Source organism: Flavobacterium aestuarii (assembly GCF_040049115.1).
Classification (GTDB): Bacteria; Bacteroidota; Bacteroidia; order Flavobacteriales; family Flavobacteriaceae; genus Flavobacterium; species Flavobacterium aestuarii.
Genome location: NZ_JBDLZZ010000003.1, coordinates 24,314 through 49,243 on the forward strand (window position 1 = coordinate 24,314; position 24,930 = coordinate 49,243).

Genomic DNA, 24,930 nt, shown 5'->3' on the forward strand with positions numbered 1-24,930 from the left:
ATTAAAAGGTGACATCTAAACCAAGTCCATAATAAACCTGTGTAGGATAGGCTCTACCACTATTTCCGCCAGAAGGTCTCATACTATTATCAAACTCTGACAATTCTGGATCTACAAATTTAACTTTAGATAATGTCAGCAGGTTTTGCCCAGAAACAAACATTCTAAAGCTTTTGAGTCCGATTTCTTTAATTGCGTTTTGAGGAAGCGAGTATCCAATCTGTAAATTTTTAAGCCTTGCATAAGCGCCGTCGTATAAATACATATCTGATCCTCTTCTAAAATTATTGGTATTTGACTGTGTACCATTATTAGCCAAACGCGGATAAGCAGCGTCTGGATTTTGTGGTGTCCAATAATCCAATTGATGCGTGTACATTGTCATACCATAGTTGTAATGAAAAGGCTCTACAAGTTCTCCCCTAATCATCATTGTTCTCTTGCCTACACCTTGAAAAAATATATTGATATCAAATCCTTTGTATGCAATATCATACGTCACACCAAAAGTATATCTTGGGAAAGGATTGCCAAAAACGAATTTATCATTCTCATCAATTTTTCCATCTTTATTAAGATCCACATAACGATTATCTCCTGGCTGTACAGTAAGGCCTACCGGAACTGCAGCCCCTTGTATCTCTTCATAATTCTGGAAATATCCATCTGTTTTCAAACCAACATAAGAGTTGAAAGGCAATCCTTCACGAAGTAAAACCTGTAATTCCTCAATTCCTTGAAGTCTTTCTTGTCCGTTATTATAGTCAAGCACTTTATTTTTTGAATCTCCAATATTTACTGAAAGATTATGATTAAATAATTTCCCTGCATGTCTATAAGTAGCAGTAAGCTCCCATCCTTTGTTTTCTAATTTGCCAGAATTGAAATCAGGAAGATCAGTTCCATATACGCCAGGAACTTGTGGCTTAAGCAAAATATCTGATGTTACCTTATCAAAGAATTCAAAAGATAATCCCAAAGCACCCTTGAAAAAGTCTGCCTCAAGTCCTGCGTTAAAAGTAGCAGCATTTTCCCATTGAATATCTGGATTTGCAAAGTTATAACCTGTACCGCTGGCAACTCCATTATCATATCCATAAGCATTTGCAAAGCCAAAATAAGTAGTCTGATACTGATAGTTGCCTACATTCTGATTTCCTACAATACCGTAGGAAGACTTGAATTTAAGATTTCCAACAGCATTTTTATATCCTTCCATAAAGCTTTCTTTAGTAAGGGCATAACCTACTGCAACTGAAGGAAAGAAACCCCATCGATTCTCCTCTGCGAATTTTGATGAACCATCATATCTAAAAGTGAACTCGGCAAAATATTTGCTGTCATAATCATAAGAGGCACGGCCAATTAATGAGTTAAGGCTGTTCTCTCCAGATTTCTCATTAGAATTATAGGTTTTTGGATCTATAATTGTTTCCGTGATTGGTATTCCAAGATCGGGATCTGTGAATTTCTTATAAACCCCCACCCCTCTTTCTTTAAAATTTTCGCCTGTACCTCCTATTAAAGCGCTTACATTATGACTGCCAAACGATTTATTAAACTCCAGCATTAATTGCGAATTCAGCTCAACAATTTTTTTATCTTCATCTTCTGTATTGGCATCAGCACCAGAAACTCCCTTAGGGAAATACTCAACCTTTTGTACTCTTTTATACAATGTATTAGACCAGACACGTCCACCTATTACCCCTCTTAACTTTAAGTAATTAGTAAGTTTCAGTTCTGCATTTAATGAGCCAAAAATATCATCATTATCATATTTTCTAAAACCGCCCTTTTCTAAAATACCTAAAGAATTGAATTCCTGAAGAATATCATTAGTAAGGTAATTGCCATTTTCATCTTTTTGCTCATAATACAATGGTACCCTGAATGCATCAACCATTAATGTACCAGTACTGCCAGCATGATCTCTGATTTTTTGCTTAGAATATGCTAATATGGAAGTCAGCTTGAATTTACCAAATTCGTTAGTAAGATTGATTCTGTAATTGTATCGCTCCATTCCTTTTTCTGGACCAACAAAAACACTTTCATTATCCAAATATCCTAGCGATACCAGATAAGTAGAATTTTCATTTCCGCCAGTAGCTGAAATATTATAGTTTTGCTGAAGAGCAGGTTTTACAATTTCTTTAGCAAACCACTTAGTATCTCCTTTTTGTTTCATTTCGGCTATCTGAGCTGAAGTAAATACAGCACTGGCCTCACCTGAATTAAAAGCAGCTTCATTTCTTAACATCGCATTCTCATAACCATGCACTGGTTTTGTGAAAAATTTAGGGGTATTAAATCCTACAAGACTGCTGAACTGCAAAGTCATTGGTGATGACTTACTGCCTTTTTTGGTAGTAATAAGAATTACACCGTTACTTGCTCTTGAACCATAAATTGCAGCACTGCCCGCATCTTTCAATACAGAAACATTTTCTATATCAGCTGGGTTAAGTGCATTAATATCGCCACCAGTTACACCATCTATAACTATCAATGGGTTACTGCTTCCTAAGGTGCTTACCCCCCTGATATTAATATTGACACCTGCACCCGGCTCAGAATTAGTCTGCTGAATTGTTAAACTTGGTGCCTTTCCTTGCAATGCCGCAGTTGCATTCACACTGGGTCTGTCTTTGAAAGCACCACTGCCAATTTTATCTACGGCACTGATAAGTTTTGCTTTTTTCTGAGTTCCATAACCAATCACAACAATCTCGTTCAGATCTGTAGCTAAATCTTTCATTACAATAGTAGGGCTCAAACCATCGCTGGCTCTCTTCTCAATCGTTTGCATTCCAACAAAAGAATAAACAACTACTGATTGAGGACTAGCTACTGATAAGGAAAAGTTTCCGTCGAAGTCGGTCTGAGCTGCATTCTTAGTGCCTTTTTCCAAAACAGTAACTCCTGGAACAGAAAGACCAGTCTTGTCAATTACTTTTCCTTTAACAATAGTTTTTGGGCTTGTGGCATTGTTTTGTGCAATACCATTGCTAAAACTAAAAAACAGCAGCAATAAAAGAATTAACCCAATACTCTCGAAGTTATGACCCAATGCTTTTATTGCACCTCTCCGTGGCGGTGAAATTTTTAAATTAATTTTTGTTTTCATTTTTAGGTTGTTTCATTTTGGTTTAATATTAATTGAGATAATATATAGTCGACAGTACAAACATACTAAAACGTTTTAGTAAAAAAACAAAATTATCTACCTATTAAAATTTTTATTAAAAAAATACATTAAACGTTTTTTTTATGATTTTTTTTAGATAAAAAAAACCAAATATTAGTTATAACAAAACATTTTGCAAACAAATACTGGTAACCATAAAATAAAAAATTGATAATATTGTATTAAAACAGCTTCATAAATAAATAAAATACATTTATCTATAAGTAAAAGTCATTTTGACTATATATAATTCAATACAAATTACAGCTGTAAAAAATAATTTTGAGAAATTGCGTTTATAAACATCAATAAATCTGATTTTCAGTAAATCAGTGACAAATAAAATCGAAGCAAATGATTGGAAAACAAACACTTTGTAACTGAGAATAAAAAATACAGCGCTCTGCATAGGCAGAAATACTTTTCATCTGAGATGTTTTATTTGAAATTATATATTTTTGCCACTATACCTTTAACAAAATGAATAGAGAATTTCCAGTACCGTCTGACGAGCTCCAGCGCCTAGCAGCATTGAAACGCTACAATATCCTTGATACGCTTCCTGAGCATGCTTTTGACGATGCCACACAGCTTGTTTCGTATATATGTGGCGTACCAATTGCTCATATATCTTTTATTGACGAAAAAAGGCAGTGGTTTAAATCAGAAATTGGAATTGGGGTTACAGAAGTTCCTCGGGAAATTTCTTTTTGCCAATATACTATTATGGACTCCAAGCTGGTTGAAATACCAGACACCCATTTAAACGAACGATTCAAAGATGACCCCAATGTTCTGGATGGTTTCAAAATAAGATTCTACGCTGGTATACCGCTTACTACACCTGATGGTTACAATATAGGTACCATTTGTGCGATAGATCAAGTTTCGAAAGAGCTGAATGAAAACCAGCGCAATGCACTTTCTATTGTTGCAAAACACGTCATTAATCAATTAGAGTTAAGAACAAAAAATATCGAACTGGCAGCTCAGAAAAAAATTGCCGAACGAGCCTTACATGCAAAAGACAGCTTCTTAGCCAATATGAGCCACGAAATCAGGACGCCTTTAAATGCCATTATCGGATTTACGGATCTGCTTGCCCAGACAAAACTAGACACATTGCAGCAGGATTATGTTGACAATGTACAAATAGCTGGAGAAAATCTTCTATTGATAGTAAACGATATTTTGGATCTTTCCAAAATCGAATCAGGCAGCTTGACTATCGAAGCACAGCCATTCAACTTAAAAAATACACTGAAGCATATTTATAATCTTTTAAAAGTAAAAGTGCCGCCTGCTGTAGAATTCAATCTCTTCCTGGATGCCGACATGCCGGAAATTGTTATTGGTGATCAGGGAAGACTAAACCAGATATTAGTAAACCTAACAGGAAATGCCCTAAAATTTACTGAAGAAGGGGAAGTAACTCTTTCTGTAAAAAAAGTGGATGAAACAAATGATAATTATTCCCTAAGATTCACTGTCAAAGATACAGGAATTGGCATACCTGAAGACAAACTGAAAACAATTTTCGAGCGGTTTACACAAGCTGAAGAAAGCACTACGCGAAGATTTGGAGGCACTGGACTTGGACTGAACATTGTAAAACAGCTAGTGGAATTGCATGACGCTGAAGTGTATGTTAAAAGCAAACAAGACCGAGGTTCAGAATTCATTTTTACACTTGTTTATAAAAAAGCAGACCAAGATGAAACCGCTGCTGAACCATCTCTATACAACAATCTTGGCAAGCTGAAAATACTGCTTTGTGAAGACAATATATTAAATCAAAAACTGGCTAAGAGTGTAATTCATAACTTTGGCTTCGAATTGGACATTGCCGAGAATGGCGAAGCGGGAATTGAACTTCTTTCCAAAAACGAGTATGATCTAATACTAATGGATCTTCAGATGCCTGTCAAAGATGGCTATCAGACCACACTCCACATCAGGAACGAAATGAATTCGGATATACCTATCATTGCCATGACGGCACACTCTCTTGTGGGTGAGCAGGAACATTGCTACAGGGTAGGCATGAATGCCTATGTGCCAAAACCCTTTAAACAGGCTGCTCTTTTAGAAGCAATAACAAAAGTACTTAGCAAAGATGGCAAGACTGATTTAAAGAAAAAGGCAGACTTGTCGTATCTGGATGAAATGTCAGGCGGAGATTCAAGCTTTATTAAGGAGATGATTTCTATTTTTATAGAAAAAATTCCGGATCAGATGGAACAGCTCGTAAAAGCTTTTAACAGCAATGACAATGATACAGTAAAAAAACTGGCTCATAATATGAAAACCAGCATGGATATGTTCGTGCTGGAGGATTTCACTGCATACTTGGATATTATTGAAAAAGAAGCTTTGTCAGGTCAATTCAGCGTTACAACTTCGGATAAAATTACTTCCCTGCAAACAGCAATACTCGAAGTTGTTAAAAATTTAAAGGAACTATGATAAAAGAGAAATATGCAATAGCTTTGTGTATTACTTGATTTTATATACAGGTTTTGCTCCAAAGATAAATTTAAGCCAATGAGAATAGTTTTAGCCGAAGATAATGACATCCTACGCAAATCATTATCTTTTTTCTTAGAATCTAAAGGATTTACTGTAGATCAGTTTGCCGATGGCAAAGATGCGTTGGATGCAATACAATTCAACAGCTACGATCTGATCTTGACAGATATAAACATGCCTGGCATCAGTGGCATGGAAATTACACAGTATGTAAGAGAAAATATCAGCGCCGATATTCCGATAATTATTTTTACTTCTTCTGGTATTGAGCAGACAGAGCTGGATTCATTCAGCATTGGTGCAAACGAATTTATTGCCAAACCCGTTAGTCCTGCAGTACTTTTGGTAAGAATCAATAAACTGCTGAATATCCGTGTCTAATAAATTGTATTATTCCGATTCTCTCAAAAAGGCAATTAAACGCAGCTGATATGCAAAAACTCTTGGAACTTTATAATAATGGCAAATGGACAGAACCTTTCCTTATGTTCTCAATTGGAGTATTTGTAATGACATCATTTATCTTATATCTATGGATTATAAGCAGCCGCAGCAAAAACATCAGAAAAGAAAGATTAGAGATAAAATACAGCGAAATTATTGAAAAATTAATGTTCGCGATGATGTTCCAAGATATTCCTATTGAAGCTATTAAAGAAGATGAAAAATATAAGACGCTTTCTAATAAAGCTTTTTTCAGAAAAGTATTAACTGATTCCATTATCAATCTACATAAAAACTACGAAGGCATTTATGCCCGAAAACTAGAAGAGTTTTATAAAGACACTGGGCTGATGGATGAATCACTGAAAAAGCTTAAGAACCTGAAATGGGAAGTAAAATGCAAAGGTATAACTGAACTCGCTGAGATGAATTTAAAAGAGGCTTTTGATCCTATACTGACAGCTTCTAAAGCCCGCAATAAAACATTAAAAATAACCGCCCTGAATGCCTGTATTAAATTAGCAGGAACAAATGGCATAGCGCATCTTACAGAGCATCCATACCCTATTGATGACTGGACTCAGATAAATATTATAAGCGCTTTTAAAAAACACGATATAGGTGACACCCAAGGCGTTGAATTCCTGCTGGAATCAAAAAACACAACTGTTGTTGCTCTTGGGCTTAAACTTATTAAGGAACTAAAGCTTACCCAAAAACTTCAGTACGTAACTTTATTAGAAACCAAAGCTCCTAATCCATCAATACGTTATGAGGCGCAAAATGTATTGCAGGCATTAACAGTTAACAACATAGGCTCTTGACTTTTTTAACCAATGAAATAACAGCTCTTTTTGACATATATCTCTTGTTTATACTTGGGTATGCAATACTTATTATGTCATCCTATCTTGTATTGGCACACCTTTCTACCAGAGAACTCAGGGAATATCTCAAAAAAAACAGTTTTGCCGATTATGAAGTTCTGCTTACCAGCGAGTTTGCACCAAGCCTTTCGCTGATTGCTCCAGCATATAATGAAGGATTTACCATTGAAGAAAATGTAAAATCATTACTTTCCCTAAATTACAATAATTATCAGGTGATTGTCGTAAATGATGGAAGCAAAGACAATTCAATGGAGATTCTTATCAAGACTTATGACCTAACCCTTACGGAACTTGATATTCATCCAAAAATTGAAACCAAAAAAATTAAAGGCCTCTATGTTTCCAGAAACGCCGCTTATAAAAAACTGATAGTTGTTGATAAAGAAAATGGCGGCAAAGCCGATGCACTTAACGTTGGGCTCAACATTGCCCAAAACCCTTATGTAGTGTGCATAGATGTTGACTGCATCCTGGATAAAGACTCATTGCTCAAACTGGCAAAACCTTTCCTTGAATCCTATGGCAAACGTGTTATTGCAACTGGTGGCGTAGTAAGAATAGCTAACCAGTGCATCATTAAAAATGGCCGGTTGTTTGAAGTAAATATCCCTGACCTTATGCTGCCAAGGATCCAGGTTCTCGAATATTTAAGAGCGTTTCTTCTTGGGAGAATGGCTTGGGGAAGACTCGATGGGTTATTGCTTATCAGCGGGGCATTTGGTGCTTTTGATAAGGAAATAGCTTTGCTGGCAGGAGGATATGATACCAAAACAGTAGGCGAAGATATGGAACTCGTTGTAAGAATGCGCCGTTATATGCTGGAAAACAAACTGCCATATACCGTTAGATACATCCCCGATCCGCTATGCTGGACAGAAGCTCCGGAAGATTTCAAAATATTCAAAAAACAGCGCAGCCGCTGGATGAGAGGAACTATAGAAACATTGAGTTTTCACAGAAAAATGTTTCTGAACCCAAAATATAAGCTTTTGGGCATGATTAGTATTCCCTATTGGACGTTATTCGAGTTCCTTGCTCCTGCTATAGAATTTATAGGCCTCATGATAACTGTAATATTTATCATATTGGGAATGCTTAACTGGCATTTCTTCATTTTGCTTGTCTTGTTTGTTTACTTTTTTGCGGTCATGTTTTCGGTCATTGCCTTATATAGTGAAGAATACTCTTTTCACAAATATCCAAAACAGGCCGATTTTTTCAAGCTGTTAATAGCCGCTTTCATTGAGCCTTTTTATTTCCACCCGATGGCTGTATATGCTGCATTAGCAGGGTACAAAGAAAAAATTATGGGCACTAAAGGCTGGGGGGAAATGACAAGGAAAGGGTTCTCCAAGAAAGAGTAATTATACATTTTATCCTTTTAGTCTATTCGCAAGAAATTGATATTTTACAATATCGGATATATATTCTATAATTTTAGCCAATACCAAGTGATTAAATTTACCTTGAAACCTCAACAGCAATAGGTTCTCCAAAATGAATTTTAATCAGGTTTATGGAAAAGCATACAATTCACATAGGAACATCGGGCTGGTCTTATAAGCATTGGCGTAACAAGTTTTACCCGCAGAATCTCAAAATCAAGGATCAATTTGGTTATTATGCCAAAAAGTTTACTACAGTAGAAATCAACAGCACTTTTTATGGAGTTCCTTCTGATGAAACAATAATTAATTGGGGAAAAAAAGTACCCGAAGATTTTGTATATGTCATTAAAGCCAATCGCTTTATTACACATCTCAAAAAATTGCGGAATCCAGATGAAATTCTGCTTCCTTTTTTGCACAAAATGAAACTTTTAGGAAACAAATTAGGCTTGATATTATTTCAGCTGCCTCCATCTCTGAATGCTGATTTAAAACTTTTAGAAAAATTTCTGCAAAAACTTCCTTTACACCAGCGTTTTGCATTTGAATTTCGGCACAGCAGCTGGTACGCAGACGATGTATATGATCTTTTGCGAAAATACAATGCCGCTTTTTGCATATATGAACTCGCAGGACACATATCTCCTTTGATAACAACTGCTGATTTTGTTTATCTCAGGCTGCATGGGCCTACCGCCAATAAGTATCAGGGAAGTTATTCTGACGAGGCTTTAAGGAAATGGGCTGAACAATGCAAAACATGGCTGAAGTCTGACGATGTATTTGTTTATTTTGATAATGATGAGGAAGGATATGCTGCCTTTAATGCCTTACAGCTAATTGAATTGATGAAATAATAAATATAAATCCAGTACAATTTTATCAGCGGATTTTCAGGTTACAAAAATATTTCCGGCAGAGAAATACAATTTATCTGCCGGAAATATTTTGCGAAAAAACAGCGCTTTCTTATTGCCCTTTTGGAAGCGAATCGGTTCCAGAGCCAGTGGTTCCATTTTTGCTGTTAGGACTGTTTTGACTATCCTGAGCATTTTGATCAATAGCCGTCGTATCAATATTTGCAGAGCCAATGGTATCGACAACAGTTTCTGTAGTATCCGTCTCATATGTTGTTTCTACAGAAGTATCTTCTTTCTTTTTGCATGCAAAAGCTAATCCTATCAGAAGAATTAACATTGCCATCTTTGTTTTTGATAATGTATTCATAATACTGGTTTTTAGTTTCTAAAAAATCAAACTCAATTTCAAATGTAGCATACTGATTTACAATTAATTTATACAATTACAGCTAATAGCTGCAAAAATCAAATAATCCTGATTATAACCCATTGGGTGTAATTCAAAATAAATAAAAAAATGAACCACATAGAGACATAGATTTATAGTTGAACGTGAAAGAATAGATAGAAAATAGACAATTTTTCACATAGATAGACTAATCCTTTAAATATTCAAAAAAATCTATGTTTCTATGTGGTTAAAAATAATTACACCCAACGGGTTGATTATATTTTTTTTTATAGGTTATAAATCAAAATTTTATAAATCAAAGTTTTAATTCTGTAAAAAAATATGCCTTGTGATGGGAGAAATTTGTTATTAATTGAATTCAGGTTATTAAAAATAAAAAGCATGAGAGATCAAGACGATTTTGACAATGCAATAAAAGAAATCAAGGAACAATCTAAAGGAAAAGTATATGGGCTTACGGCAGATGTAACTGAAAAACAAGATATTGAACGAATCTGGAATGAAATAGATAAAACCCTTGGCGGAATTGATATACTTATAAATAATGCGGCATTGCCTGCTAAAGGAGTTATTGACGAAGAATATGAAAATATAAAATACATCTTGGAAACAAATATTTTAGGCTATATCAATTTTACCAAACAAGCAGTTTCTAAAATGCAGTCACAGCAATCGAGCCACATTATAAATATTGGATCAATGAGTGCTGATACCCAGGAAGCAACAGGAACGGTTTATGTAGCATCAAAATCAGCTATCAGAGGATTCAGCGCGGCACTACGCAAAGAAATCAACGCTAAGGGAATTAAGGTTTCCTTAATTGAACCTGGCCTGACAAAAAGCGATATACATTCAATGTCCAAAGAAGAACAGAGAGAAAAAATAAAAAGAATGGAAATGCTGGAAGCCTCAGATGTGGCTATAACAATTTTATTCTGCCTATCCCAAGCCAATAGATGCGATATTGTCAGTCTGCAAGTCAAGCCTCATCTGCAAATCATCTGATGCTATTTAATATAATGCGTTATGGAAGCACTAAATGAATATTGGCAAAAAACAGTACAAGCTGCAATGGCATTCTGGCCACACCTTCTATCAGCGGTTATTACACTAATAATTGGAGTTTTTGCTATAAAAATCTTCAAAAAAATCATGATGAGGCTTATCGATAAAAAACGCTTTGATCCAACCATGCTCAAATTTGTAACCGATGTTCTTATCTGGATTTTCCGTGCCTTGCTTTTTATAAGCATTATAACCAAACTGGGAGTAGAAACCTCAGCTTTTGTTGCCGTTATAGGAGCTGCTGGATTAGCAGTAGGCCTTTCGCTTCAAGGCTCGCTGGCAAATTTTGCAGGAGGCCTGCTGATTATTCTTTTCAAGCCTTTACGTGTTGGAGATTATGTTGAAGCTCAGGGCGAATCTGGAACTGTAGCCGCAATATTTATATTCAGCACAAAAATCATCACTCCAAGCAATCAGTCAATATATATGCCAAATGGAGCCCTGTCCAATGGCATAATCCGAAATTTTTCTAAAGAATTAACCCGACGGACTGATATCACGCTCAGTGTTAATCATGACAGTGAATTGTCTCACGTCAAATCAATAATCTTCAAAGTTATAAAAGCCGATAAAAGAATTCTTCAAACTCCCGATCCCATGGTTATGGTCAAAGATTTAACATCTGAAGCCATGCTTTTATCCATATATGCGTGGGCATCCAATACTGATTATGGTTTTGTTGTTTCAGATTTCTACGAAAATATAAAAAACGCTTTTAAAGAAGAACATATAGAAATGCCAGCTCTGAAAAGAGAAATTACTATAGAAAGAAAAGTTAATTCTACAACTCACAAAAAAATAAATCATCCAGCACAGAAAAGCAGCAAAATATAAATATATGATTCAGGCATCAAAGGCTTATTAAACACAACAAATAAATATAAATTACTCATTTACTAAAAGTTACATCATGGCAATTATAAAACTATAACGAGTAATTCTATAAAAACAATCTGACATTATGAGATAAATTTGAATGATTGAGGATTTATACAGTAAATCTAAAATTTACAGCTCCATCAATAACAAATTAAATACTAATTATTTATGAAAAATTTTCAAGACGAAAAACAGCGTGATTTGTCAATTAATAAATCAGATGGCACCAACAAAATCTTAACTACGAATCAAGGAGTACAGATTAATGATGATAACAATTCGCTTAAAGCAGGCGAAAGAGGTCCTTCATTATTAGAAGATTTTATACTTAGAGAAAAAATTACACATTTTGACCACGAAAGAATTCCCGAAAGAGTAGTTCATGCCCGAGGCTCTGGAGCTCACGGTTTTTTTGAAGTAACTAACCCAATCCCCGAATTGACCAAGGCTGGTTTCCTGCAGGAAGCTGGGCAGATAACTCCTGTATTTACGAGATTTTCTACAGTAGCAGGCTCGCGTGGTTCAACCGATCTCCCTAGGGATGTCCGAGGTTTTGCGGTTAAGTTTTATACTCAGGATGGAATCTTTGATTTGGTCGGCAATAATATTCCTATATTTTTTATTCAGGACGCATCAAAATTTCCAGACCTTGTACATGCCGTAAAACCAGAACAGAATAATGAAATACCACAAGCATCTTCTGCACACGATACTTTTTGGGATTTTATTTCATTAATGCCAGAATCGATGCATATGATCATGTGGCTAATGTCAGACCGTGCCATCCCAAGAAGCTACAGAATGATGGAAGGTTTTGGCGTGCATACTTTTAGATTAATAAATGCTAAAGAAGAATCGGTTTTTGTTAAATTCCATTGGAAACCAAAATTAGGGACTCACGCTGTTGCCTGGGATGAAGCTCAGAAAATTTCGGGAAAAAACCCAGATTTTCACAGGGAAGATTTATACGAAGCTATCGAAATGGGCAATTTCCCTGAATGGGAATTGGGTGTACAGATTATTCCAGCTGAAGACGAAACCAGATACGAGTTTGATTTATTAGACCCTACGAAAATTGTCCCCGAGGAATTAGTTCCAGTTACTATTGTGGGAAGAATGGTATTGAATAAAAATCCTGATAACTTTTTTGCAGAAACGGAACAGATTGCTTTTCACCCAGGACATGTTGTGCCAGGTATTGACTTTACAAACGATCCATTATTGCAAGGAAGATTGTTTTCGTATACCGATACGCAGCTTACCCGATTAGGAGGTCCAAATTTTCATGAAATTCCAATTAACAGAAGCATTGCGCCCATACATAACAATCAGCGTGATGGCTTCATGCGTCAGGAAATTAACAAAGGGCGTGTAAATTATCATCCCAATTCATTAGGAGGCGGCTGTCCTTATCAGCAGCAGATAAGCCAGGGAGGATTTTCCAGCTTCAATGAACGTATCGAAGCACACAAGGTCAGAGAAAGAAGCGAAAGTTTTTCGGATCACTTTGGCCAGGCAAAACTATTCTTTAACAGCCAGACCGCAGCAGAAAAAAGCCATATTGTGAAAGCACTCCGTTTTGAGCTTGGAAAAGTAAAAACAACTGCAATTAGAGTCCGAATGCTAGGACTATTATCTCAAGTTGATACCGAACTTGCCGAAAAAGTTGCTTTAGGCCTCGGTGCTTCGGTACCTCTAGAATTAGAATTTCCTGTAAATAAAGGTGTTTCTCCAGAAAATGAAGGTGGTGATCAGGAACCAAAAACTGTCGAACAATCTGTTGCTTCTTCTGATGCTTTAAGTATGGTAAAAAACCCAGCTAATTCACCCACCATCGAGTCCAGAAGAGTCGCTATACTATGCTCAGACGGTGTCTCCGAAGAAGCGGTATTGAATATGAAAGATGCACTGAAACAGCATGGCGCCAAAGGATTTGTCATTGGACCGCATTTAGGATCTATAATTACAGATTCAGATGGAGCATTATCGGCACAATACAGTTTTTTAACCGCCTCATCTGTGCTGTTTGATGCTGTCTATGTGCCACATGGATTAGGAATTAATGCTTTGGCCGAAAATGATGATGCACTTGAATACCTTAATGACGCGTATAAACATTGCAAAGTCATTGGTGCCGATGGTGAAGCTGCCAAATTATTCAGCGCAGTACCATTTGCAGTTAAAATTACAAACGACGATGCCGGAGTAATTATTAGCAGTGAAGCCGCTTCTAAAGCATTTGCTGAAGAATTCATTACAGCAATGGGCATGCACCGATTCTGGCAACGTGAACCCAACTTATACATTTAATATCAAAAATATTTAACATGAAAAATTCAGAAAAAACAAATCAAGCCAATACAGCGCAGCCAAAAGCAGTAAAAGACATAGTGGAGCCAGCTTCAGATGCTGCAACAGAGTTAAAAGAACTCTTTATCGATAATCTTAAAGACATTTATTGGGCCGAAAACGCACTCGTGAGCAGCCTTCCAAAAATGGCTGCCAATGCTGCATCTCCAGGACTTTCGTCATTAATTCTGGAACATCATGCCATTACACAGCTTCAGGTTGCAAGACTGGAACAGATTTTTGAATCCTTAGGACAAAAAGCAGAAGGAAAAAAATGCGAAGCAATGGCTGGACTTCTCAAAGAAGGAGAATCTATACTCTTGGAAACAGCTCCTGGACCAGTAAGAGATGCCGGAATAATTGCCGCATCGCAAAAAATTGAACATTATGAAATTGCAACTTACGGAACTTTAGCCGCTTTTGCCAAAACACTGGGAGAAAATGATGCAGCAAAATTACTGACTCAAACTCTTGCAGAAGAAAAAGAATCAGATTGCCTGCTTAACGATATTGCATTAAATGCAGTAAATATTATAGCAACAATTTAATTATCTCACAAAAAAAGGCAAATACTTAACTCTTGCTGTTTTTAATTTTGCTGGAAAAACATCTGCGGTTTACTGCAGATGTTTTTTGTTATCAGTAGTAATAGCCTGATTTATTTTCATATTGCTGATTACAAGAGAATAGCCTCATAATTATAATCCTTTTCCCTGTAACAGCATAATAAATCTATGTGTTTTTATAATTTACAGCTTAATTTTTAAACCTCCATTAAAAACAAAACCTTCTGTATGATTCCAAATGTCATCAAAAGATGGGCTGGTATATGGCGGATTTACTACTCCTTTGTATTTACTTTGGCGTTCATCTGTAAAGTTTTCAAAATTTATAAAAACAGTGACCTTGCCAAAAGTTTTTTGAGCGCTGGCTCCAAATTCCCAATAAGACGGTGTTTCTTGACCATTATATAAAAACTGCTTGTCTGTGTAATAGCTCTCTAAACCAATTTTAAAGTCATCTTCCTTCTCGTAAACCAGCGTTAAATTGACTTTGTTTTTAGGTACTAACGGCATGAATTGATTAGTTTCCAAATAGGTATTTTTAGCATTTGCAAAAGTATAGCCTCCAAATAATTTATAATTTTCCTTAAAAATGAATTTAACATTGGTTTCAAAACCATTGCTGGTAATAGGCTTAGATGCGTTTATAAAAAATGAATTGCCTGAGCTGTCCATTTCTAGAACTAATGGCTTATTGATTTGCGTTAAAAAAAACATCTGGTTGATACTAAAGAGCAATTCATCGGCCAGTTTTGCCTTGTAATTAAAATCCAGTGTCCCTCCAATACTCTTTTCGGCCTCAACATTATTTAATGGCAATACATTCTGATATTGAATAGTTTCTGTCTGTTCTGTAAAAGCAGTTGGAATTTTGTATCCCAAACCACCCCCTAAGCGAGTTGAAAGCTGATTATTAATTTTATACAAGCCCGAAATCCTTGGCAGAATAAATGTCTGATTTTTTTTGTAATTGATATTGCTGAAGCTCACATTGTCTAGACGCGCTCCATATTCCAGTTTTATTTTCTCTGCAGCATCCCAAGTGTCCTGAGCATACACTCCCGCTGTGATAGACTTTGCATTCAGGCTATTATTTGCTGATGCTCCTTTTGACTGATCGAAATTATCATAAACAAAATTCAATCCGCTTATTATATTGTGCTGTTTCTGATGAAAAACATACGAAGCATCTGTAAAACTATTGGTGTTCTGCCCAGAAAAACTATAAGCTGGAATGCTGATTTTTCTATCAAAAATACTTAAGCTTTGCTTAAGCTTAAAGCTTTTGTCGTTGCTGAATTTTTTATCAAATTCAAAAACAGTTGTATTCCGAATGGTTTTGTTTTCCTCAAAATACACATTATCTGCACTCGGATTTCCTTTGATGACCTGCATATCTCCACCTAGGCTGCTGCCTTTCAAAAAACTATTGCCCAGCATAAAAGAGACAGATTCATCTGGATAATAAAAAAGCTGTGGATTGACTGTAAAACTATGTGCTTCCGGCAGTTCCGAAAAGTTATCATGATCTACATCATATGCTGACTGATTATTGTACAATGCCAACAAAGTGTATCCAAATTTTCCTTTTTTCTGTGAAGCATATCCCCCAATATTAGTCTGTCCAACATTAGACTGATTGATTAAAAAATTATACTCACCTTTTTCTTTTGGTGTTTTGGAAATAAAATTGACCACACCGGCAATCGCACCGCCACCATACAAAGTAGATGAAGGCCCTTTGATAATCTCGACCTGCTGAAGATCCAAAGGCGGAATTTCCAGTATGCTCAAACCGCTTGCAAAGTTTCCAAAATTAGGATAACTGTCTTTTAACAGCTGTGTATATCTTCCATCGAGACCCTGAAGCCTTACACTTGCATTGCCATTTGTAGCCGATGTCTGCTGTACTTGAATCCCTGTGCTTTCATGCAGAACCATACTTACATTTGCAGGCCTCATATTGTTTTTCTCATCCAGTTCTTCGGCATCAATAGCTTCAATCCGGGTGGGTGTGTTAGAAATGGTTCGGCTTGTCCTTGTTGATTTTACAACTATTTCGTCCAGTTCTTCAGAATCTTTAATGGTATCATTGACTGGCTCCTGAGCAAAAAGCATAACAGAATTGCATACTAATGCCAGTATTAAAAATATTTTTTTCATTGAAAATTAATTTGTTACATACTATAATACCTCACTGATAAAATAGTGAAGGTTTTAAAACATCTATTGTATTTTAACAAATTTTGGGCGGCTGCCAGATGGAAGTATGAAACCCTGAAAGAAAAACAGGACTGTATTCAATTTTAGTATTCTTACTGTTTATTTTTATAATTGCTGAAGTTATATATTCAGCAGTTTTATAAAAACCGCTGTTATGGCAGCAATTGCATATACAAAACGGGGAACAGCTATCCTCGCGATGATCCGCTGAAGATTTATCCTCAGTTTTTACAGAAACCATTTTGTTGTCCATATCATTTACTGCATCCGAACATGGCAGGCATGACAGCGCGATTATATAAATTGATAATATGAAGTGTATAAATTTCACATTGCAAATATAAAATTTTAATGCAGATATGTGTAAAGCAATTTATTTAATAACAACATCAAAATAATCAATAATCCATTTGAAAATACACTCAACAGTAGTACTTTTAGTTTCCAAAAAAAGTTCCTGCCGTATGCGAAAACAATTTGGTGCAAAACCAGCAAAATCGGACATAGCCACATATTCCAAATCAAAACAATGGGATGGCGAAAAATTCTTAAACATTGAAAACACTTCAATAGATATAAGCATCCGGACGATGCCAAAACTTTTATACAAACAATTTTGCCAAAAAAAAGACAGAATGCCAAAAACGCCTTTAAGCATAATTCCGTTTAATAAAGAAGCTTTCGGAATGCCTGCGGAAAACATGCAGTTTATATGGTATGGCCATTCGGTGCTTTTATTGCGGATGAATGGATTGAATATTCTAATTGACCCAATGTTTGGCAGCAATGCAGCGCCTATCTCTCCTTTTGCGATAAAACGGTTTTCTGAAAATACTTTAGATATAATTGATGAACTGCCTGATATAGATTTGGTATTACTTTCTCATGACCACTATGATCATCTCGATTATGACAGTATTCAAAAATTAAAACCTAAAGTAAAACAGTTTTATGTGGCATTGGGCGTAAAGCGTCATTTGGTGAAATGGGAAATTGAATCTACACTTGTTACTGAATTTGATTGGTGGGACACTGTTTTTTTTAATGATGTGCAAATTACTTTTACTCCCACAAGACATTTTTCAGGACGTGGTTTGAGAGACAGGGCAAAGTCATTATGGGGCGGCTGGAGCATGATAACTGCAAAAGAAAAAATATGGTTTAGCGGTGACAGCGGTTATGGAGAGCATTTTAAAGAGATAGGAAAACGATTAGGACCTTTTGATTTTGCTTTTATGGAATGCGGGCAATACAATGAGAACTGGAGTCAAATACATATGTTTCCTGAAGAAAGCATACAAGCTGCAATAGATGCCAAAGCCAAAGTTATAATGCCTGTCCATTGGGCTGGATTTGCTTTGGCACAGCATAGCTGGACTGAACCTGTAAAGAGATTTATGATCGCTGCCAATAAACAGGAATTAAAATATATTGTTCCGCAGCTAGGCGAACTAGTATCGATTAAAACTCCCACAAGCCCTCCAAACTGGTTTCAATAAGAGAATTATATTTTATTTTTTATGCAACAAATTTATCTGCTTAACCTAATGCTCATCTGATGAAAAAAATATTGCTGCCGTTCTTGTTTCTTACTTGCTGTTGCAGTTATTCTCAGCAAAATCTGATTCCCTTTGTAAAACCAATTATTGGTACCGAAAAGATGGGACACACCTACCCGGGTGCCACAGTACCATTTGGAGCTGTACAGCTTAGCCCGGAAACTGATACTATATCCTATGAACTGAATGGAAAATACAATGGCGAAGTTTATAAATACTGCGCGGGATACCGCTATGAAGACAAAACTATAACCGGTTTTAGCCACACCCATTTTAGCGGAACAGGACATTCGGATCTTGGTGATTTTTTGATAATGCCCACACAGGGGAAACTGCAATTGAATCCCGGAACTGCCTCCAATCCAAAAAGCGGATACCGATCTTCATTTTCACATGCTAATGAAACCGCCGAAGCCGGCTATTACAAGGTGAAACTGGATGATGATAATATCTTGGCCGAAATGACCGCCACTACCCGCGTTGGAATGCATCAATATACTTTTCCAAAATCCGAAGAAAGCCATATTATATTAGACTTAATGGCTGGAATTTACAATTATAATGACAAAAATGTCTGGACCTATGTAAGAGTCATTAACGACACTCTGGTTACTGGCTACAGGCAGACCAATGGATGGGCAAGAACAAAAACAGTTTATTTTGCCATGTCTTTCTCTAAGCCTTTCTTTCAATATGGGCAAAAAAATTACGAAAACAAACAGGCCTACAGAGGTTTTTGGGGGAAATTTGATCAAAACAGAAACTTCCCCGAAATAGCTGGAAAACAAATCCGGATGTATTTTGATTTTAAAACCAGTGAGGCCGAAAAAATCAAGATAAAATTCGCAATATCTCCAGTGAGTCAGGAAAATGCACTGCAGAATATGAAAGAAGAGATCAAAGACTGGAATTTCGAAAAAGTAAAAGCCCAAGCGCAATCTATCTGGAATAAAGAACTGAATAAAATCAATATTTCAGCTTCTGATGATATCAAAGTGAATTTTTATACCGCTATGTATCACACTTTTATAAATCCTACGGTTTATACAGATGTGAATGGTGAATACAGAGGCCTGGATCAAGGCACACACAAAGCAGACGGTTTTACGAATTACAGTACTTTTTCACTATGGGATACTTACAGGGCTTTGCACCCTTTTTTTAATATTATTCAGCCATCGCGAAACAATGATATAGTAAAATCGATGGTGGCTCATTATAATCAAAGCAGTCTTCATATGCTGCCTATCTGGTCACATTATGCCAATGATAACTGGTGCATGAGCGGTTATCACAGTGTATCTGTTATTGCTGATGCTATTTTGAAAGGAATTTATAAGGGTGACCCGGATGAAGCTTTGCAGGCCTGCGTAACCACAGCAAAACACCGTGATTACGAAGGTATTGGCCAATATATGGATTTAGGATATATACCTGCCGAAAAAAGCGGTATCTCAGTATCCAGCACATTAGAATATGCTTATGACGACTGGTGTATCGCCCAATTAGCCAAGAAGCTTAACCAAACCGAAATTTACAATGAGTTTTTAAAACGCTCTGAAAATTGGAAAAATAATTTTGAAGCAGAAACAGGTTTTATGCGGCCGAAGCTGGCAGACGGCTCTTTCAAAAAAGAATTTGATCCTTTAAGTACACATGGTCAGGGTTTTATTGAAGGCAACAGCTGGAATTATAGTTTTTTTGCTCCACATAACCCAACAGATCTTATTGCGCTAATGGGCGGAAAAAAAGCTTTTGCTTCTCGATTAGACACTTTGTTTTCCATGCATTTGCCTGATTCGTTTTTTGCCGAAACGGAAGATATTACAAGAGAAGGAATTATTGGAGGATACGTTCATGGCAACGAGCCAGCACACCACGTAGCCTATTTTTACAATTGGACAGACGAGCCATGGAAAACTCAGGCACAAGTACGCAGAATTTTAAATATGCAGTACAAACCTGCTCCCGATGGATTGGGCGGTAACGATGACTGCGGACAAATGAGTGCCTGGTATATTTTTTCATCACTGGGCTTCTATCCATTTGCTCCAGGATCTGGTCAATATGCATTGGGATCACCGCTGGTGAATAAAGCCGAACTCACATTAGAAAACGGAAAAACTTTTACAATAGAAGCTATTAACCAAAGTGCTAAAAATATCTATGTGCAAAAAGTGCTTTTGAACGGACAGCTTATCCATAGTTTATCTATCAATCATGCTGCTATTACTAATGGTTCTAAAATAACCTTTTATATGGGGTCAAAGCCCAAAATAAAATAACCGTACCAATTGCGGATTATCATTAAAAAACAAATTGCCTTTGATTAATTGAAATCAAAGGCAATTTGTTTTTAAATTATATCTGCATGCAGTTATTCTACAGCAACAGCTTTCTGCTTTTGAAATTTGTTCTGCAGCCAATTGCGTACTGGCTCATCATACAGCTTCAAGCACAGGTAAGCAAGAAGTATGCTGCCAAATAAGACTCCTAATCCTAATACAAAACCATTTTCCAATGAAACTTTATTATCAACAACCCAGGCAGTATACCAATAAACGAGCGGATAATGTGTGATATAGATTGGATATGAAATATCACCTAATAATTTGCAGACTTTTAGAGAAAACGGATTATTTATTTCGCCACCAGCACCAATTGAAACTATCAGTGGAAAAATCAGAATAATACAAAAAGACTCATACAAGCCATTCATCCACAAACTGTTTTCGTCTCCAATTCTTGGTACCATAAGAACTGCGGCTATCAATAAGCTGCAAATCCAGAAAGCACCTTTTATATGAATTAATTTTCCTAATCGGGAAAGCAGAATACCTGCAAAAAATGGATACAATAAACGTGTGAATCCAATATTCATTTGTTCCAGATTCAATGACCACCCGCCTATAACATCGCCTTTAGGGCCAAAAACTGTATAATTGACAAGCATTCCTGCAAAAATCAGAACAAAAACACCCAGCACTTTATTAGAGAATTTTCTAAAAAATAAGGCGTATAAAATATTCGCTATATACTCAAAAAACAATGACCAGGCGGGACCGTCCAGCGGATGCATTTCGCCCCAGCCTCTTATCTCCATTGAAGGAGGAATTGGAAGCAATGTGAAACCAATAACCATGGTCAGAATCACTTTCCAGACTTCCATTTCGGCAATCATCGGAAATAGAATATCCGAAGCCTGAAAATAATAAAAAATGGCTCCAATAATCATTCCCATAATTACCATGGGCTGCAAGCGGATTAATCGCCGTTTGTAAAACTCCCATTGAGTCATTCTGCCCCAGCGGTCATCATAGGCATAAGCGACAACAAATCCTGATAAAAGGAAAAAGAAATCAACAGCCAGATAGCCATGGTTTATAATCTGCTTAAACCGGTTTCCGCCAGTAAAAGTTTCAAATATGTGGAAAGCAACCACTAAAACTGCGGCTACACCGCGCAAGCCATCTAATATTTCATAATGTTTTTTTGGTTTGATACCAGTCGAAATAGAACTCATATAAATTGTAGGTTAAAAATGAATTTATGTTTTTGGTTACTCTAAAGTAAAAATACTTTTTTAAACATTTGGCAATGTAATAGATTATTCTGCTACTGATGATTTTTAAGCCATTCAGTTCGGCGCTGATCTGGCAGATGCTTAACCGTGAAGTTCTCAAATCTGGCCTCAAATCCATTGCCATCTGGCGAAGCCGCCATCATGCCAACCATTACAGGCACATTGTCCTGCAATGGTGCATTGCGTGTCAGGATGTAATTTTTATCATCAAAGGAAAAGAATACTTCAACAGCATCTAATCTTCTAACGGCCTTGATCCAGATAAATGGAGGAGCTTTATCTAAAACTGTTACGCTCCAATCGCTTTTATCATGCGTTACAACAGTACTGATATTAAATTTTCCATCTACAAATTCAACTCCAGTCTTAATATAGTTTTTTTCGTCAATACGAATCATTAATCCCATCTGATCAAAACGCGCAATATAATTTCCGGTCAATTTTACTTTGGCTTCAAACTCCCCGCCATAATCAGCATAGTAAAAAGGAGCATCATCAACCGTAAATCCGTAGTGAGAAATCCGCCAGTAATCACTATTGGCAGTCACATTCATGATTAAGGAATTGTTTTTTATTTCCCACTTCTCAGGTTCATTAAACCATTGCATTTTATTTAAGCTTTGTGCCGAAAGATTTTGCAGCGACATGCAAACTAATACAGATAATACTATTTTTTTCATGTTATTTAACTTTTAAAAATAAAGCTGCAATATTTTTACAATTGCAGCTTTACAACTAACCAATTTAGAAATAATGAAATTATTGAAGTGTAAAACTCACTTTTGATTTTATATCTGTTGAAGATGCACCAACGATGGCATCAAAAACTCCAGATTCAGCAACCCAATCGTGTTTTTTATCATCAAAGAAACTCAAAGCCGTTTTATCTACGGTAAAAGTTACTGTCTTCTCTTCGCCCGCTTTAAGCAAAACTTTTTCAAAACCTTTTAGTTCTTTAACTGGTCTAGGCAATGAGGATTTCAAGTCACTGATGTAAAGCTGTACAACTTCTGCTCCATCGCGGTTACCTGTATTTTTTACTTTAACTGAAAACGTAATTTGATCCCTGTTTGAAATTTGCTTTTTGTCTGCAGTTACTTTGCCATATTCAAAGGCTGTATAGCTTAAGCCATGGCCAAATGAAAACAAAGGTTTTACTTTTTGTTTATCGGCCCAGCGATAACCTACAAAAATGCCTTCGTTATATTTTACCTCCTCACCACCTGGGAATTCTCCTAATGCATGAGCTCCATTATCCGATAATTTTACAGGAAAAGTAAAAGTTAATTTTCCGGAAGGATTAATATCACCAACCAAAACAGATGCCAATGCAGTACCCGCTTCGGTACCTAAAAACCATCCTTGAACAATTCCAGGAACTTCGTTTACCCACGGCATTGCCACAGCGTTTCCAGAAATATTTACAAAAACCACATTTTTGTTTACTTTAACCAGCTCATTGATTAATTGATCCTGATTGTATGGAAGGCCTAAATCTTTGCGGTCAGCTCCTTCTGCATCCTGATTGTCGCTTTTATTCAATCCTCCAATAAAAAGAACTATATCGGCTCCTTTAGCTGCTTTTACTGCTTCGGCTGTCAATTCTGCAGGTGAACGCTTGTCCTCCAGACTCACTTTGGCCACAACTCCATTGTAATTACTTGTAGGATCTCCAACATAACCGCGGGCATACACAATCTCAGCCTGATTACCTATTCTTTTCTTTAGTCCTTCCAGAGGAGTAATTTCATATCGTGCTTTCAACGAAGAGCTTCCGCCTCCAACAGTCATCATCTTGATTGCATTTTCGCCAATTACAGCTATTTTTTTAGTTTTAGAAAGATTGATTGGCAGAATATTATTTTTATTTTGCAACAAAACAATTCCTTCCTGAGCAATTTTCAGACCTGCATCGGCATGTTCTTTTGTGCCAAATGATCCAAAAGGTCTTTCTTTATTCATTGTTGTCAAGAACGATAAACGCAAAATACGACGTACTTTTTCATCCAGTTCTTTAGTCCCGATTTCACCTTTTTTGATCATTTCTGAATATGGTTTTGCCAGATAATAGTTGTCATACGCATTACTTGTTCCCCACGAAAGTCCATTGGTCCATGAACCAAATTCCATATCCAGACCATTAGAAATGGCTTGTTTAGTATCATGCACTCCGCCCCAGTCTGAAACTACAACTCCTTTGAATCCCCATTCGCCACGAAGAATATCATTGAGCAGAAACTCATTATGGCAGCAGTGCTGTCCTTTGTACTTATTATAGGAACCCATAATTGCCCATGTATCGCCTTCCTGAACTGCAGCCTTAAATGCCGGCAGATAAATTTCATACAGCGCACGATCATCAACAATTACATTTACTGAATTACGGTTGGTTTCCTGATTGTTTAAGGCAAAATGTTTTACGCAGGCAGCAACTCCAATTGACTGCACCCCCTTTATATATGGCACCACCATTTTTGAAGTAAGAAACGGATCTTCTCCCATATATTCGAAGTTACGGCCGTTTAAAGGTGTTCGGTAGATATTTACACCTGGTCCCAACAGTACATTTTTGTTGCGGAAACGAGCTTCTTCACCAATTGATTTACCATACAAAGAAGCCATTTCCTTGTTCCAGGTCGATGATAAAGCTGTGAGTGCTGGAAATGCAATACAGGAATCATTTGTCCATCCTGCCTGATCCCATTCGTCCCATTTCACTTCGGTACGGATTCCATGGGGGCCATCGGTCATCCAGTTTTCTGGAATTCCCAAACGGGGAACACCTGGTGAACTAAATTTAGATTGCGCATGAATCATGGCAATTTTTTCTTCAGTTGTCATTTTAGAAAGCGCATCCTCTACGCGTTCGTTAATAGTTTTTTTATCATCAAGATAAACTGGAACTTGACTTTGTGCATTGGCTCCGAATGAACCTAACAATAGTAAAAGAACAATTGTTTTAACATTTTTAAACATACCTCTTAATTTATTAAAGC

At 36.5% G+C, this 24,930-nt stretch carries 18 protein-coding genes; 11 read left to right on the forward strand and 7 right to left on the reverse strand.

Annotated features, from left to right (window positions below):
• Position 1: 1 nt before the first annotated feature.
• On the reverse strand, positions 2-3,130 hold the full coding sequence (locus ABEG11_RS03855) for a SusC/RagA family TonB-linked outer membrane protein (RefSeq protein ID WP_348822879.1): 3,129 nt from the start codon (positions 3,128-3,130) through the stop codon (positions 2-4).
• Positions 3,131-3,670: 540 nt separating this feature from the next.
• Here ABEG11_RS03855 and ABEG11_RS03860 point away from each other — a divergent pair.
• The 5 genes from ABEG11_RS03860 (at position 3,671) to ABEG11_RS03880 (ending at position 9,298) form a co-directional block, all read left to right on the forward strand.
• The gene (locus ABEG11_RS03860) at positions 3,671-5,656 is read left to right on the forward strand and encodes a GAF domain-containing hybrid sensor histidine kinase/response regulator (protein ID WP_348822880.1); all 1,986 of its coding nucleotides are present in this window, start codon (positions 3,671-3,673) and stop codon (positions 5,654-5,656) included.
• Between the two features lie 78 nt (positions 5,657-5,734).
• A complete protein-coding gene (locus ABEG11_RS03865) occupies positions 5,735-6,100 on the forward strand; it encodes a response regulator transcription factor (protein ID WP_348822881.1) in 366 nt (121 codons plus the stop codon).
• A gap of 50 nt (positions 6,101-6,150) precedes the next feature.
• Positions 6,151-6,987 carry a hypothetical protein gene (locus ABEG11_RS03870; RefSeq protein WP_348822882.1) on the forward strand — a complete coding sequence of 279 codons (837 nt, stop codon included), beginning with the start codon at positions 6,151-6,153 and terminating at the stop codon, positions 6,985-6,987.
• Between the two features lie 74 nt (positions 6,988-7,061).
• A complete protein-coding gene (locus tag ABEG11_RS03875; protein ID WP_348822883.1) occupies positions 7,062-8,417 on the forward strand; it encodes a glycosyltransferase family 2 protein in 1,356 nt (451 codons plus the stop codon).
• Positions 8,418-8,569: 152 nt separating this feature from the next.
• Positions 8,570-9,298, forward strand: coding sequence for a DUF72 domain-containing protein (locus ABEG11_RS03880; RefSeq protein ID WP_348822884.1), 729 nt, complete (start codon positions 8,570-8,572; stop codon positions 9,296-9,298).
• Positions 9,299-9,410: 112 nt separating this feature from the next.
• Here the strand turns inward: ABEG11_RS03880 and ABEG11_RS03885 are convergent, their stop codons facing one another.
• The gene (locus tag ABEG11_RS03885) at positions 9,411-9,668 is read right to left on the reverse strand and encodes a hypothetical protein (protein ID WP_348822885.1); all 258 of its coding nucleotides are present in this window, start codon (positions 9,666-9,668) and stop codon (positions 9,411-9,413) included.
• A 426-nt stretch (positions 9,669-10,094) separates the two neighbouring features.
• Here ABEG11_RS03885 and ABEG11_RS03890 point away from each other — a divergent pair, with 426 nt between their 5' ends.
• The 4 genes from ABEG11_RS03890 (at position 10,095) to ABEG11_RS03905 (ending at position 14,554) form a co-directional block, all read left to right on the forward strand.
• Positions 10,095-10,718 carry an SDR family oxidoreductase gene (locus ABEG11_RS03890; RefSeq protein WP_348822886.1) on the forward strand — a complete coding sequence of 208 codons (624 nt, stop codon included), beginning with the start codon at positions 10,095-10,097 and terminating at the stop codon, positions 10,716-10,718.
• Between the two features lie 21 nt (positions 10,719-10,739).
• Entirely contained in the window at positions 10,740-11,612 is an 873-nt protein-coding gene (locus ABEG11_RS03895; protein WP_348822887.1) for a mechanosensitive ion channel family protein, read from the forward strand.
• Positions 11,613-11,825: 213 nt separating this feature from the next.
• Positions 11,826-13,967, forward strand: coding sequence for a catalase (locus ABEG11_RS03900; protein WP_348822888.1), 2,142 nt, complete (start codon positions 11,826-11,828; stop codon positions 13,965-13,967).
• Positions 13,968-13,984: 17 nt separating this feature from the next.
• Positions 13,985-14,554, forward strand: a complete 570-nt coding sequence (locus tag ABEG11_RS03905) for a ferritin-like domain-containing protein (RefSeq protein ID WP_348822889.1) — start codon at positions 13,985-13,987, stop codon at positions 14,552-14,554.
• 201 nt (positions 14,555-14,755) lie between these two features.
• Here ABEG11_RS03905 and ABEG11_RS03910 read toward each other — a convergent pair whose 3' ends face one another.
• Positions 14,756-16,732, reverse strand: a complete 1,977-nt coding sequence (locus ABEG11_RS03910) for a TonB-dependent receptor plug domain-containing protein (RefSeq protein WP_348822890.1) — start codon at positions 16,730-16,732, stop codon at positions 14,756-14,758.
• 73 nt (positions 16,733-16,805) lie between these two features.
• Positions 16,806-17,123 (reverse strand): DUF6660 family protein, encoded by a 318-nt coding sequence (locus tag ABEG11_RS19080; RefSeq protein WP_435302826.1) that lies wholly within the window; start codon positions 17,121-17,123, stop codon positions 16,806-16,808.
• Between the two features lie 133 nt (positions 17,124-17,256).
• On the opposite strand from ABEG11_RS19080, the gene ABEG11_RS03915 reads away from it, so the two are divergent.
• On the forward strand, positions 17,257-18,291 hold the full coding sequence (locus ABEG11_RS03915) for an MBL fold metallo-hydrolase (RefSeq protein ID WP_348822891.1): 1,035 nt from the start codon (positions 17,257-17,259) through the stop codon (positions 18,289-18,291).
• A gap of 59 nt (positions 18,292-18,350) precedes the next feature.
• Positions 18,351-20,636, forward strand: a complete 2,286-nt coding sequence (locus ABEG11_RS03920) for a GH92 family glycosyl hydrolase (RefSeq protein WP_348822892.1) — start codon at positions 18,351-18,353, stop codon at positions 20,634-20,636.
• Between the two features lie 92 nt (positions 20,637-20,728).
• On the opposite strand, the gene ABEG11_RS03925 is transcribed toward ABEG11_RS03920, so the two are convergent.
• From ABEG11_RS03925 to ABEG11_RS03935, 3 genes are all read right to left on the reverse strand, one after another.
• Positions 20,729-21,874 carry an acyltransferase family protein gene (locus tag ABEG11_RS03925; RefSeq protein WP_348822893.1) on the reverse strand — a complete coding sequence of 382 codons (1,146 nt, stop codon included), beginning with the start codon at positions 21,872-21,874 and terminating at the stop codon, positions 20,729-20,731.
• A 92-nt stretch (positions 21,875-21,966) separates the two neighbouring features.
• Positions 21,967-22,614 (reverse strand): DUF1349 domain-containing protein, encoded by a 648-nt coding sequence (locus ABEG11_RS03930; protein WP_348822894.1) that lies wholly within the window; start codon positions 22,612-22,614, stop codon positions 21,967-21,969.
• A gap of 79 nt (positions 22,615-22,693) precedes the next feature.
• A complete protein-coding gene (locus ABEG11_RS03935; RefSeq protein ID WP_348822895.1) occupies positions 22,694-24,910 on the reverse strand; it encodes a glycoside hydrolase family 3 C-terminal domain-containing protein in 2,217 nt (738 codons plus the stop codon).
• Positions 24,911-24,930 lie beyond the last annotated feature (20 nt).

Excerpts from the sequence above, each read along its gene's own strand:
- ABEG11_RS03855 (WP_348822879.1), bottom strand. The coding sequence starts at position 3,130 with ATGAAAACAAAAATTAATTTAAAAATTTCACCGCCACGGAGAGGTGCA.
- ABEG11_RS03860 (WP_348822880.1), top strand. The coding sequence starts at position 3,671 with ATGAATAGAGAATTTCCAGTACCGTCTGACGAGCTCCAGCGCCTAGCA.
- ABEG11_RS03865 (WP_348822881.1), top strand. The coding sequence starts at position 5,735 with ATGAGAATAGTTTTAGCCGAAGATAATGACATCCTACGCAAATCATTA.
- ABEG11_RS03870 (WP_348822882.1), top strand. The coding sequence starts at position 6,151 with ATGCAAAAACTCTTGGAACTTTATAATAATGGCAAATGGACAGAACCT.
- ABEG11_RS03875 (WP_348822883.1), top strand. The coding sequence starts at position 7,062 with ATGTCATCCTATCTTGTATTGGCACACCTTTCTACCAGAGAACTCAGG.
- ABEG11_RS03880 (WP_348822884.1), top strand. The coding sequence starts at position 8,570 with ATGGAAAAGCATACAATTCACATAGGAACATCGGGCTGGTCTTATAAG.
- ABEG11_RS03885 (WP_348822885.1), bottom strand. The coding sequence starts at position 9,668 with ATGAATACATTATCAAAAACAAAGATGGCAATGTTAATTCTTCTGATA.
- ABEG11_RS03890 (WP_348822886.1), top strand. The coding sequence starts at position 10,095 with ATGAGAGATCAAGACGATTTTGACAATGCAATAAAAGAAATCAAGGAA.
- ABEG11_RS03895 (WP_348822887.1), top strand. The coding sequence starts at position 10,740 with ATGGAAGCACTAAATGAATATTGGCAAAAAACAGTACAAGCTGCAATG.
- ABEG11_RS03900 (WP_348822888.1), top strand. The coding sequence starts at position 11,826 with ATGAAAAATTTTCAAGACGAAAAACAGCGTGATTTGTCAATTAATAAA.
- ABEG11_RS03905 (WP_348822889.1), top strand. The coding sequence starts at position 13,985 with ATGAAAAATTCAGAAAAAACAAATCAAGCCAATACAGCGCAGCCAAAA.
- ABEG11_RS03910 (WP_348822890.1), bottom strand. The coding sequence starts at position 16,732 with ATGAAAAAAATATTTTTAATACTGGCATTAGTATGCAATTCTGTTATG.
- ABEG11_RS03915 (WP_348822891.1), top strand. The coding sequence starts at position 17,257 with ATGCGAAAACAATTTGGTGCAAAACCAGCAAAATCGGACATAGCCACA.
- ABEG11_RS03920 (WP_348822892.1), top strand. The coding sequence starts at position 18,351 with ATGAAAAAAATATTGCTGCCGTTCTTGTTTCTTACTTGCTGTTGCAGT.
- ABEG11_RS03925 (WP_348822893.1), bottom strand. The coding sequence starts at position 21,874 with ATGAGTTCTATTTCGACTGGTATCAAACCAAAAAAACATTATGAAATA.
- ABEG11_RS03930 (WP_348822894.1), bottom strand. The coding sequence starts at position 22,614 with ATGAAAAAAATAGTATTATCTGTATTAGTTTGCATGTCGCTGCAAAAT.
- ABEG11_RS03935 (WP_348822895.1), bottom strand. The coding sequence starts at position 24,910 with ATGTTTAAAAATGTTAAAACAATTGTTCTTTTACTATTGTTAGGTTCA.